We start from the raw sequence: 12,656 nt of genomic DNA, 5'->3' as shown, positions 1-12,656 counted from the left end.
CCCCACTGTCCCCGCCGACGCGGAATTTCCAGTTCCAATCATCACGAAGCTCATTCGAGCTGGGCGATCCTCAAGGCGCCTTTGAAAGCAGCAGCCTCGCCTGCGTACCCCAGGTCCCAACGAACAGATCTTCCTTTCCGTCGCCGTTCACATCGCCCTGGGCCATGCTCCAGCTACGCCCGACGCTTGCAGCAGGAATTACCAAGGCGGTGACGTCAGAAAAATAGCCCTTCCCGTTATTTGCATAAGCCCGCAGTTGCAGCGGCTTGAAACCAGGCACATCGATCGCGCCGACAATCAGGTCCATCGCGCCGTCATGGTTGAAGTCGATCGGCATGCCCCCCCAGCTGGAAAAGCGGTTCGCGGGCAGGCGCTTGGCCGTTTCGTCGCGGAATTTCGCTCCGCCCTTGTTGATCAGCAGACGGGCTTGCGGATCCTTGTCCCACGCCTTGTTATTGCTGGTGAGGTTTAGGAATAAGATGTCCTTCCTTCCGTCCCCATCGACATCGAATACATGGACTTCGCGGGTTTCGATTGGCATCAACAGTTGCAGAGCCTTGGGCGCTTCACGAAAATGCCCCTTTCCATCATTCAGAAGCAATCGGTTCGGCGGGCTTTCGTTGGCGACGACCATGTCGAGATCGCCGTCTCCGTCGATATCGGCAAGTGCAATGTCCTGCGCGTCGTCCGCATCGCGGGGCAGATGCGTGGTGGTGACGTCGATGAACGTGCCGGGCTTCTCCGGATTGTTCAGCCACAGGAAATCCTGGGCTGACGCGCGGGGCTTGCCCGGTCGCTCCTCCGCCGAATTGCCGATAACGATATCGGGAAGGCCATCACCGTTCACGTCGTGGACCGCCAATCCATTGCCTTCGCTCATGCTGGGCAACCGATCCGACGCGTCAGTGAAGACACCGCCCACTCCACCCAGGAACAACTGATGCGCATGGTCCTCCTCCGCAACGAAGATCAGGTCGGGAAAGCCGTCGCGGTCGAAGTCGGCGGAGAGCACATGTTCGCTGTCATGCGCCTTGGTTCCAAACGCGCCTTGCCGCCAGCTCAACTGGCCCTTGCCTTCATTGATGTACAGACGGTTCGGCCCCATTTCGACAGCCAGCGCCGCATCGAGATCGCCATCCCCGTCCACGTCCACCAGAGCCACATCCAGTGCATGAATATATTTTGCCGCCGGAACGTGCGTATCCGTCACATCCTCGAACAGGGTCGGCGCAGCCGCGCTGTCCTGCGCATGAGCGGGGACCAAGCTGACAGCCGCGAGCGACGCCATCATCAACGGCTTGTACAGGGCACGGACAGCCCATACAGCGCTCCGGTTGGTCGAAGATAGTGTCACCGCCACTTTGCTCCTTTTGATCATGACTTGGCTCAATGGCCGCCGCGCGCGATTGGAAGCGAACGAAGATAGGCGAGGCTCCGCGCCATCGCATCGATGCGCGGTCCGGTGAAAGGCGGGTCCTGCTCCACAAAATAGCGGTGGACCCCCGAGGTCCTTGCGACCGGCAGGATGCTGTTCCAGTCGATCTTGCCTCCGCCGACTTCGACGGGGTCTTGCCGCAAGTGAAAGTTTACGGGTGTGCTCGCCTTGATATCCTTGACGTGCATCTGATTGAACCGGCCAGGATATTTGCGTAACCATGCCACAGGGTCGTGACCCGCCGTGACAAGCCAGCCCACATCCATCTCGAAGTCGACCAGCCGGGGATTGGTGCGCTCCAGCAGGATCTGCAGTCCCGTCTTCTCGCCGATGGGCGCGAATTCGACATTATGGTTGTGATAACCAACGCGAAGGCCATGCTTTTTGAGGGCTGAGCCCGCCTGGTTCAGAAAATTGGCCATCTGTTCATAGCGTGCCGCCGACAGGGGCGATCCATCGGCACGCATCAAGGATGAGAAGGGCACCGGCTCGCCCCATTTCGGGTCTTTGGGGAACTGAAACAAAGGCAGGACGGCTTCGCGTGCGCCCAGCGTCGTCAGATCTTCGCCCAGCTTATCCATATCGTCAAAGGTCAGCCCGCTGGCGCCGGGAACGGATGACGACGCGGCGACATGGACGCTGCGGCAGTATAACCCCGCCTGGTCCAGCGCAGCGCGCATCTGGGCGGCCGTACGACCATGCATCGAAGCGATTTCCACGCTGCGGAAGCCGAGCTTCGCGACCTTATCCAAAGTTCCGTGCAGGTCTCGCCGCAAATCCGGGTCCAGCGCATAGAGCTGAACGCCGATACCATCCGTACCCCAGATGCCGCCCGACTTCGCGATCGCAGGCATGCTCGCCCCCAACATCATGATTGCGGAGCTTTTCAGCATCTCACGGCGGTTCATTGGCATTTTACTTTCCTGAAGGAGAATGAAGCTCTCGTTGGTGGCGAGGCGGCGTTCAGGCCAGGGCGGTCATTCTGGACACCTCCCGTAACCTTTCTTCGGGATAGCGGAGCATGCACAGCACGACGCACAATGAAAACAGCGCCGGCACCACACCGATCAAGGCGCGCAGCAACCCGGCATTGCGGGGGTCGCCTGCATGCGCGGGGTCGAATTCGTACCAGCCGAGCAGTAGGAAGGCCAAGCCGACCGCAAGCCCGAGCGCCAGCTTCATAGAGCCATTCAACGTCGCATAGAGGAGACCGGTACGATCGACGCCGAAGCGCGCCCGACTAGCGTCCGCGACGTCAGCCATCAGCGCCCGGGGAAGGAACCAGGCGATCGGAATGCAAAGCCCCAGCGCCCCGACATTGGCCGCCGTCAACCAGAAGACCTGCGGCGGCTGGATGGCCATGCCCAATTGCAGCACCGCCTGCAGGAAAGCGCCCGCCTGGAGCGCTCGCGCCTTGCCGATCCGCCCCGCAAGTTTTGCGAACAGCGGCGTTCCGGCAAAGGCTGCGGCATAGGCGATGAGAATCAACGTACTCGCGGTCGCCCGGTCGAACCCCAACTGGCCCATGTAGAAGAACAGAGCCACGGCGTTGGCGACACCAGTTGAGAGTGCGATCAGCAGGTCCGCCAGAACGAGGCGCACCACCGGACCCTGCCGGAACAACGCGACATAATCCCCGATCGACATGCGACCCTGCTCCACGGAAACGCGCTTTTCAGGCACCGCCCATAACGCCATGAAAATCGCACCGGGAACAAGCAGCATCATGACCCAACCGGCAGCGCGCATCCCTGCCGCCGGATCATCGGGGTAGGCGCGTGCGACCAATGGCAGGATGGCAAGGATCGAAAACTGGCCTGCCGTCGCGAATATCTGCCACCAGGCGAAGATGCGGGTGCGGCCCTTGGAATCGGACGATAGCGTTGCCGTCCACGCCAGATGCGACAATACGATCATGGAAAAGCCCAAAAAGGCGACGAACAGCCATGACCATAAATAGGTCATGCCAACGCCGCGCTCTGCTTGGAACAGCGCGTAGGTTGACAGCATGAGAATGGGAGCGCTCGCCACCAGCCATGGCCGATACCGTCCCAAACGGCTGCGCGTCGCGTCCATCATGCCGCCCAGCACTGGATCGATCAGCAGGTCAAGCACACGCACCGTCATGAACGCAGTGCCGACGGCGGCGACCGGCAGGGCCATGGCGTTGGCGTAAAATTCGGGCAGGAACACTGTAATGAGTGTCGCGAACGCCTGGATCGCGAGAGCCGTGGCGCAAAAGCCGGCAAGCCGTGACGCAGCCACAGTCTCAATTTTCTCGTGCATCATGTCATCCCATCCGATCGCAGCTGGTAATACCAGATCAAAAATGCTTAGCCAGCGGATTTTGAAATGCCGGCCTGTGGCGGGACGGAGCACAGCAACCGATGGGTTTGAGGCTAACGAAAATTGCGGCCCGCGCGCTCAACCGAGCCACGGGCCGCTCTGATATCCTTCAACTCGGATCAAAGCGGGGATCCTCAAGCGATCCCGCTTTGTGGCTCACCAATTAAAGCGAAGGGTCGCACCGAATTCACGCGGCGCTGTAATCGACGCCGTGCGATAACCCGAATCGAACGGAATGGTGCCGAAGGACTCGAGGCCCGGCAGCGCACCCGTAGCGACCTGGGCATTGCCTTGCGACACGCGCTGCGCACGGGTCTGATCGAGCAGGTTCTTCATGAACAGGTTCAACTCCCAGCGATCCTCGCCGCGAATACCCACGAAAACGTCAATCTTGGTAAAGTCGCGGTAGGTGTAGTTGCTGTTTTGCGACGTGAAGCCCGGCCGGTAGGACAACAGGCCGCGGATGAACGGCGTCAGCGAACCCATGCCGAAGCGGACTTCACCATTGCTCGACAGGCTGAACTTGGGAACATCGGCGATGCGGTCGTTACGTGGGCAAACTGCGACCTGGTTGGTGCCGGGAACGCTGGGTGTGCCGATCGAGTCCGGAACGCCGTCGCCATTATAGTCATTACAATAGAGCAGCGCGTCGTCATAATGCGCGTCGGCATAGGTAGCGTTCACGTTGAAATCGACCCATTCGGACGGCTGGAAGCCCAACTGGACCTCGACGCCCTTGCTGATCGCGTCGCCGAAGGTCGGCAGCGGCGCAGTCGCCGTATCGACGTTGCCGGGGATACGCGACGAGTTGGTCGTGAGCGACGCCGCGAAATCCACATAATTTTTGAACTTCTGATAGAAAGCAGCGACATTCAGCGTCACCTTCCGATCGAACAAGCTGGATTTCAGACCGACTTCAAAACCGTCCGACGTTTCGTCAGGCGTCTGCAGATATTGCGGGTCTAACGGCGTCGAAACGCCCGTCGCTGCGACGCCAGGGCGGAACGATCGGCCATAGTTGGCATAAACATTCAGATCCGGATTGATCTTCCAGCTGATCGACGCACCGCCAGTGAGAGCGCTGGGCTTCACGATGCTGGTGTTGGTGCTGTCGAGGCCGATAGCAGGGATGATCAGCCGCTGCGAGCGGGTGGTCTTGCCCCAAGTCTGACGCAGACCGCCGGTGATGGTAACCCCATCGATAACCTCGTAGCCCAGCAAGCCGGACACGGCATAGGATTGGCTCAGGATCGGCAGGATCACCGAGACGTCGACCGGGAACACGAATATCTGCGGCGGCACCGGACCCGGGCCGGTCATGCCGGGGAAGATGGTGCCAAACGGATCGGTGAAGAAGGCGTCGTTGCTCTGATTGACGCGGACATTGTTGAACTTGCCATAATCATAGTTCGCCGCGATGGCCCAGTTCAGCCGCGAATTGCTGGGCGACTGCAGGCGGACTTCAGCGGTCCAAAGGTCATAAGGAGTGTGGACGTGCTGGTTCAGCTGATAGCCGGGCACGGCATTGCCCTCATCCTGGTCTCGCTGCTGTTCGAGGCGGGTTTTCTGATAGCCGCCGTTGAATACTAGTTCGCCCCAGCCGAGATTATAGTTGGTGTTCAGCGTGATAAGATGCGTTTCATTGGTGAAGCGCAGCGCGCCTTCGCTGACCGCCAGACGGTCATCAAGATCCATCGCCGGGCCGCTGCGGAGCGGGAAGAAGGAGTTCGGGCTCGGTTGGTTGCCTGAGCCGAATACCGCGCGGAACGGCCGTGTGTCGGTCCAGAGATACTGATAAACGAGGTCCGCACGGACGTCGGATGACGGCTCCCACGCCAAAGAGAAGCGGCCGCTCATCGTTTCATTGTAGGACTGGCGCCCGTCGATATTCTTAACCTGGCCGGCACGGTTGCGGTCGTAGAGAAGCGCTCCGCGAACCGCCAGGCTGTCCTGGATGATCGGCACAGAGGCCGCGAGCTGGAAGTTGCGGGCGTGAAGATCGCTCACCGCCGCCTGAGCATAGCCGGTCGGCTTGCTGAGATCCGGGCGCGCCGAGCCGATGACGATGGAACCGGCCGGCGAGACCTTGCCGCGGAACAGGCCCTGGGGCCCACGTAGCACCTGAATCTGGCCGATGTCATAGATCGCGCTGAAGAAGGTGTTGGGATCTACGTCGATTTCGTTGAAATAGACCTGCACCGCATCGCTCGACCCGCTGTCCGGGTTGAACGAAATGCCCCGTAGTGTCGCGATGTTGCTGCGGCCGTCGCTATTTTCCAGCGTCAGACCGGGAACGACGTTCTGGATTTCCTTGACATCGAACAAATTGAGCTTGGCGACGTCCTGACCCGACACGACATCAACAGCCAGCGGCGTTTCCTGCAACGTTTCGGCGCGCCGCGTCGCGGTAACGACGATTTCCGCCGTCGGCGGCTCAATCGCGCTTTGTTCAGCCTGCTGCGCAGATGCACCGGTGGCGATAGCCAGCCCGCACGCGCAACCCAGCAGCGATATGATGTGACGGCCCCTTGAAACCTTCATAGTCCCCTCCTCTTCTGAGATAACTGACATTTGCCAGATATCGGATGCGCCGTTGCCTTAGAAGAATGGGCGGAGGCTCATAAGGGCCCATTCCACCATGCGGGACAACTATGCGCGCGAGATCGTCCTTACGGGCCCCCTCACCGATCAGCTTGTCAAAGGGGCCTATGAGCTTCGGCGCGTCTTTGACCGGGGCCCAGAATGGGGCAGTGTCAGCATCCCGGACAATGGCGTTGACGGACGGCTCCTGCGGTTCGACATCCTCGATGCTCCAGTCGTGGGGAAGATCCAACTTGCGTCAGTCGGAGTCATCAAAAGACGGTGCTGAAGCTCCATCGTCATCGCCGCGATAAAATGTCCATTCCGCATCGAAGGGCTGGTTTCGTGTTCCTGCAGCCAGACTTTCTCGAAGCGGCGAAGCGTATCCTAGCCGAGATGTGGATAACGTGGCCGATGCCACTGCGAGTTGCATCTTCAGCCATTGCGGCCACAGGCATCGCCAAAGCGGTTCAAGCGATGAACATTCGCCGCGTAACTGCGAGCTGATCAGCCAAGACATTCTCCGTCCAAATGGGTCGTCGATCCCCTTTGCTGCTGCTGATCGTCATCCGCGCGTCTTACAACATGACCAAAGCAGAGGTAAACCGCGGCGTTGCATTATTGGTTGGCAACACTTGTTTTTGGCTCGGGATCCCGATGAGTATTCTCGAACAACCTTCTAAAGCACAAAAGCCCTCAACAAGGAAAAAAGACCCGCCAGCCGGAAGGCTGGCGGGAGGTGGAGAGGCTTAGAATTTGAAAGTTCCCGAAAGGCCAAACTCCCGCGGATTGGTGAGGTTCACCGTTCGGTATCCGGAGTCGAAGATTACCCCAGCCCCGCCCAGCACATTGTCGCCAGTGATCGTCGCGTTGTTGAACGAGATATTTGTAATCTTGTTCTGGTTGAGGAGGTTGCGCACGAACGCCGACACCTCCCACTTATTCTCTTCACCGCGCACACCCACGAACAGGTTGATGAGTTCCCGGTGCGGAAAGCGGAACTGCTGCCTTTCCGAAAAGACGCTCGGACGATAGGTGATCAGACCGCGGATGAACGGCTGGACAGGCCCGGTTCCGAAACGGAATTCGCTGTTTGCGGTCAGGCTGAAGTCCGGAACGTCAGCAAGACGTGAGTCACGCTGGCAGTAGCTGACGTTGTTGACACCACCAAACGCCGGATTTGGAACGATCACTGACTGACCGGTAACTGGATCCACCGTGTTGCAAGGCAGCACAGCGTTATCATAACGCGCCTTTACGTAGGACGCACTGATCGAAACATCCCAATTGTCCATAGGCCTGCCGGAAATTGTCGCTTCCACGCCCTTGACCGTGGCGTCGCCATTATAATTGTAATCGGCATTCGTATCGACGGTGCCGTCCGGCGGCCCGACGAAGACGCCATCAGGAATGCCGTCACCGTTGAAGTCGATATTCGTGCCCTGGTCAGTCGCTATCCCGGTGAAGCGCGAAATGAAATTGTCGAACTTCTGATAGAAGGCTGCAATGTCGAGCGAGAGCCTGCGATCGAAGAAAGCTGTCTTTAAGCCAATTTCATAGGTGTTCGATCGTTCCGCTTTGCTGATCGCTAGATCCTGGCTGACATTCTGAGGGATTCCGACGCCCGCTGTGGGTGCCCGGAAAGATCGGCCGTAAGCAGCATAGACCGTCAAGTCCGAGGTCGGTTCATATGTCAGTGTTGCCGATCCGGTAAACGGGTGCGACTTCTTCTCGAAATCGACGATCGGAAAAGTTCCTGCGCCCGGAATTGAGATAGTTGCAAACTGTTTTGAACTGATGACTGAATAACGCCCGGCAGCTTCGAAAGTCAGTTGATCTGTGGGCTGAAGACGAATGCTTCCGGCTAAGGAATAGGTCTCGGCGCTGACGGGTATAGAAATCAACCCTGTCAGGGGGAAGATCGGTGCAACAGGTACCGGTACGCCCGGGACGCTAGGAATGTAGTCTAGCGGGCTATCCACAGTGACATTGCCGGTTTGCTTGGAGTATGTTCCACCGATCGACCAGTTGAAGAAACCATCATTGTTAGACAGCAGGCGAAGTTCCGCTGAATCCACATTATAAGGCGAACGCGTAATCTGCGTCGGCGCGTAGCTGTGGATCGCATTGCCTGGGTCGGATTCGCCATATTGCGTGAGTTTAGTTTCCTGATGACCGCCGATAAAGTCGAGGGTCACAGGCCCAAAGTCATATTTCGCGTTTACGGTAACCAGATGACTGTTGTTGATGAAGCGGCTGCGCCCCTCAGCGAGCGTATAGCGGTCATCGAGCCCGACCGCCGGATTGCCGATGACCGGATTTCCCGGGCCGAAAACTTGAGGGTAAAGGCGATTATCAGCATTGAGATACTGATACATAACGTTGATGTCGAAACCTTCCACCGGCTGGAAGGCGACCGACAGGCGGGCGCTTTCCGTGCGGCTTCGCGAACGGTCCCCACGAACGATGTTGCGCACCTGGTTCAGACGGTTGCCATCCACCAGCATCGATGCGCGGATGGCGAGCTTGTCCGTAATGAGCGGCAGGGAGACTCCGCCCTGGACGTTGTAACCAGCATCCTCGGTCGCGGTGCCCTGCACATATCCCTCGATCGAACTCAGGTTCGGGCGACGCGTCCGGATGGTGATGGCGCCCGACGGCGCGGTACGGCCGCGAAGACCGCCCTGCGGCCCGCGCAGCACTTCGATCTGATCGATGTCGTAAATGGCCGTGAAGGCGGTTTGCGCGTCGATGGGAACTTCGTTGAAATAGAGGTCGACCGCAGGACCTGTGCCCTGGTCGGGATCAAAGGTCACGCCACGCAGCGTTGCCGAATTGGCGCGGCCATTGTCATTCCGAAGTTCAAGACCCGGAGCAAGCTGTTGCACATCCTTGACGTCAAAAATTTTCAGGCGCTCGATCTGCTCGCCCGTCGCGACATTGATGCTCATCGGAACATCCTGCAGAGCTTGCGCCCGGCGAGTGGCTGTCACGACTATCTCAGCGTTGGACTGATTAGCCCCTGTTGAGACATTTCCAGTCTCGGTTTGGCCCCAGGCGGGCAATGATAGTGCGCAAAAAGTACAAGTCGATAACAGTAGCATTTTACGGTGCAAATTCCTTTGCATCATCCTCTCCCATTTTACGTTCAAAGTTCATTCTTATTCAGCCGCACGCAGCTGTAACCACTCTTCAGCGTCACCCCAAAAGGAGCGGCTGTTCTTTATCCGAATTGCGAGTTGTCGCGCACAACCTTAGGATCGGCCAGGCCGTCTCGAGCATCGGCCCGAACTTTCGTGCCGCAACTTGACGCTTACGTCTGCTAGGACAGACCGTGGTAGCGCTCTCTCGAGGATGGAAGCGTCATTGAGTAGCTGGCAGTCGATTCCCCCTTTCGTGCGCGACGGTTGGACCTTACGCCAACGGATCACAAAGTAAACTCCTCCGGAGCTTTTTTTCTGACTGTGCTATTTTTCTGACACACAAGCCGAGACAGAGGCGCAAGCATCTATCTCTGACGTAGTGAGCACCTTTGCATGGGCCGCCAGCACAAGAAAAAAGCCGGCTTTAAATGGGTTACGTCCCTGCGGTTCGTCTCGACGTTCACGCGGAATTTCGATTGCAAAGCCAGTGCGCTTCAAAGCCGTCGAACCGTCTGAGGCCGAAATCCTATTCATGCTTCGTAAGTTTGCTGCTCTGACGAGCATTCAGGAGACCAAAGCAGAAGCCGAAGATACAGAGAATCGGCTTATCGACTTTTCACAGCAAAACTGCATTCGTGCCGCACGGCGTAGCGGCTGAAGGCCATGCGGGGGCCGCAGAGTCAAGGGGCAGCGATCGGCTTCCGGCTGAGCGGAACGGCCGACGCTGTCGGTTCAACTACCGCTCCAAGGCATAGCGCTCGTCGAGTTGATCTGACCCGCGCTTCGATGAGCATGCCTGAAGCAGGCATGGCATTACCGGCGGCGAGAATAGGAGATGAAATCCAGGTCGCGTTGATAGAGTGATCGATAGAATGCGTTGCAAAGTGATGGCTGACCTTTAAGGCACGTAAGCTATCATTCGCTTTTAGTAAGGTTGCAGATTGGCAGGGGGTGGACCTATCCGCCCTGAAAGATGATAGAGACAGGTTCGAAATGAGAGCGATTGGATTCACAGAGAGCGGCAGCATCGACCGTGACGATGCCCTGCTCGACATCGAAGTTCCCGATCCTGTAGCCGGTCCTCGCGACCTTCTGGTCCGGGTCCACGCAGTGTCGGTCAACCCGGTGGATATTAAGGTGCGCGCCGCCGCCAAGCCGCGCGGCGGACAGCCGATGATCCTCGGCTTTGACGCGGCGGGCATTGTGGAAGCCGTCGGCCCTGAGGTCACGCTTTTCACTCCGGGAGACGAGGTCTATTACGCCGGAACCATCGTTCGGCCCGGGACAAATGCCGAATTGCACGCCGTCGATGAACGTATAGTGGGGCGTAAACCGTCGTCGCTTGGCTGGGCGGCGTCGGCAGCACTGCCGCTCACCGCGCTCACCGCCTGGGAAATCCTGTTCGATTGCCTGCGGGTTTCGCGTCATAAGGATGCCGGGAGATCGATCCTGATCGTCAACGGCGCAGGTGGCGTAGGCTCCATGCTCGTCCAATTGGCGCGGCAACTCACCAACCTTCAGGTCATCGCCACTGCATCGCGGCCCGACACGGTGCAATGGGTGGAGGGTTTGGGCGCCCATCACGTAATCGATCATCACAGGCCGCTCGATGAGGAACTGGCGAGGATCGGTGTACGCTGTGTCGATTATGTCGCCAGCCTGGCTGCCAGCGACAACAACCTGGCGCAAATTGCCAAGATCATCGCTCCACGAGGCGCTCTATGCCTGATCGATGATGTCCGGGCCTTTGACATTGTTCCACTGCGCCAGAAGTCGATTACCGTCGCGTGGGAAGGGGTATTCACACGCTCCATCTACAAGACCGACGACATGATCGAGCAGCACAACATCCTGAACGAGATTGCGCGTCTCGTCGATGAAGGCGTCCTGCGCGGTACATTGACCAAGGAATTGGGGCCGATCGATGCCGCGCACCTGAAAGCCGCGCACCGCCTGGTCGAAACCGGCCAAATGATAGGCAAGGTCGCGCTCGCCGGCTTCCCGCCGCTTAGTTAACCGTTTGACCTAATTCCTTCTTTTTCGGACCTAAGATGTGCTTAGGAAAAGCTGATTATTCTCCAGTCGAGTGAACCTCATGACCGACCTGTTTTCTCCCCTTTCCTTGTCCCATGGTCCGGCGATGAGGAACCGCTTCATGCTTGCGCCGATGACCAATCAACAAAGCCATCCGGACGGCCGCCTGTCGGACGAGGAATATAATTGGCTGACGAAGCGCGCCACCGGCGGTTTCGGGCTGGTCATGACCTGCGCATCGCATGTGCAGTCTGTCGGTCAGGGCTTTCCGGGCCAACTCGGTATCTTCGGTGACGAACATATCGAGGGCCTCACGAGGCTGGCCGCAGGAATCAAGGAGCGCGGGGCAATCTCATCCGTGCAGCTTCATCATGCAGGCTATCGCGCGCCCAAGGATCTGGTCGGCACGCCGGTCTGCCCCTCGGACAATCCCGAGACGGGTGCACGTGGCCTGACGCTGGATGAGGTAGAGACGCTCCGCGACGACTTCATCGCAGCAGCCGTGCGTGCCGAAAAGGCCGGTTTCGACGGCGTAGAAGTGCATGGAGCGCATGGCTATGTGCTGGCCGAGTTCCTGTCGCCAGAGGTGAACCAGCGCACCGACCGTTACGGCGGCAGCTCGGAGAACCGCTCGCGTTTGTTGTTCGAGATCATCGAGGGCATTCGTGCGCAGTGCCGTTCCGATTTTCAGATCGGCCTTCGTCTCTCACCCGAGCGTTATGAACAAAGCCTTGAGGAAATCATCGCCGTGGCTGGTGAGGTAATGCGTCAGGACAAGATCGACTATCTCGACCTGTCGCTGTGGGACGTGACCAAGGAGCCGGAGGACGAACGCTTCAAGGGACGCACGTTGCTCAGTTGCTTCACCGATCTACCGCGGGGCAATGTTCGTTTGGGCGCAGCGGGCAAGGTGATGAGCGGCCCCGCAGCCGCCAGCGTGATCGAGGCCGGTTGCGACTTCGTGTCAATCGGCCGGGCGGCCATACTGCGGTGCTCGCTAACACTTTGGCGAAAGGCGTCATTACTGTGGTCATCGGTTGGGGTCATGGCGGCATGAGAGCCGCGCTACCGCTATTCGCCGCTCTTGTGGCCGCGGCTGCGAGCCTTGCTGTCTGGAT

At 58.7% G+C, this 12,656-nt stretch carries 8 protein-coding genes; 3 read left to right on the top strand and 5 right to left on the bottom strand.

Annotated elements, in window-relative coordinates; translation table 11 throughout:
• Positions 1–70 precede the first annotated feature (70 nt).
• From ACFO3E_RS14630 to ACFO3E_RS14615, 4 genes are all read right to left on the bottom strand, one after another.
• Positions 71–1,378: an FG-GAP repeat domain-containing protein gene (locus ACFO3E_RS14630; protein ID WP_380805587.1), complete on the bottom strand. Its 1,308-nt coding sequence runs from the start codon at positions 1,376–1,378 to the stop codon at positions 71–73.
• A gap of 8 nt (positions 1,379–1,386) precedes the next feature.
• Positions 1,387–2,349 carry a sugar phosphate isomerase/epimerase family protein gene (locus ACFO3E_RS14625; RefSeq protein ID WP_380805584.1) on the bottom strand — a complete coding sequence of 321 codons (963 nt, stop codon included), beginning with the start codon at positions 2,347–2,349 and terminating at the stop codon, positions 1,387–1,389.
• A 49-nt stretch (positions 2,350–2,398) separates the two neighbouring features.
• Positions 2,399–3,724 carry an MFS transporter gene (locus tag ACFO3E_RS14620; RefSeq protein WP_380805582.1) on the bottom strand — a complete coding sequence of 442 codons (1,326 nt, stop codon included), beginning with the start codon at positions 3,722–3,724 and terminating at the stop codon, positions 2,399–2,401.
• A gap of 213 nt (positions 3,725–3,937) precedes the next feature.
• Entirely contained in the window at positions 3,938–6,322 is a 2,385-nt protein-coding gene (locus ACFO3E_RS14615) for a TonB-dependent receptor (protein WP_380805580.1), read from the bottom strand.
• Positions 6,323–6,892: 570 nt separating this feature from the next.
• Here ACFO3E_RS14615 and ACFO3E_RS14610 point away from each other — a divergent pair.
• On the top strand, positions 6,893–7,114 hold the full coding sequence (locus ACFO3E_RS14610; RefSeq protein WP_380805577.1) for a hypothetical protein: 222 nt from the start codon (positions 6,893–6,895) through the stop codon (positions 7,112–7,114).
• Here the strand turns inward: ACFO3E_RS14610 and ACFO3E_RS14605 are convergent.
• Positions 7,111–9,465, bottom strand: a complete 2,355-nt coding sequence (locus ACFO3E_RS14605; RefSeq protein ID WP_380805661.1) for a TonB-dependent receptor — start codon at positions 9,463–9,465, stop codon at positions 7,111–7,113. The genes ACFO3E_RS14610 and ACFO3E_RS14605 overlap by 4 nt on opposite strands.
• 1,032 nt (positions 9,466–10,497) lie before the next feature.
• On the opposite strand from ACFO3E_RS14605, the gene ACFO3E_RS14600 reads away from it, so the two are divergent.
• Positions 10,498–11,520 (top strand): zinc-binding alcohol dehydrogenase family protein, encoded by a 1,023-nt coding sequence (locus ACFO3E_RS14600; protein ID WP_380805576.1) that lies wholly within the window; start codon positions 10,498–10,500, stop codon positions 11,518–11,520.
• A 79-nt stretch (positions 11,521–11,599) separates the two neighbouring features.
• Positions 11,600–12,595 carry an NADH:flavin oxidoreductase gene (locus ACFO3E_RS14595; RefSeq protein WP_380805573.1) on the top strand — a complete coding sequence of 332 codons (996 nt, stop codon included), beginning with the start codon at positions 11,600–11,602 and terminating at the stop codon, positions 12,593–12,595.
• Positions 12,596–12,656 lie beyond the last annotated feature (61 nt).

The organism is Sphingobium tyrosinilyticum (assembly GCF_042654265.1).
Lineage (GTDB): Bacteria > Pseudomonadota > Alphaproteobacteria > Sphingomonadales > Sphingomonadaceae > Sphingobium > Sphingobium tyrosinilyticum.
The sequence above is the reverse complement of the archived record's forward strand: the minus strand, read 5'-3'. Positions and strand labels throughout refer to the sequence as shown.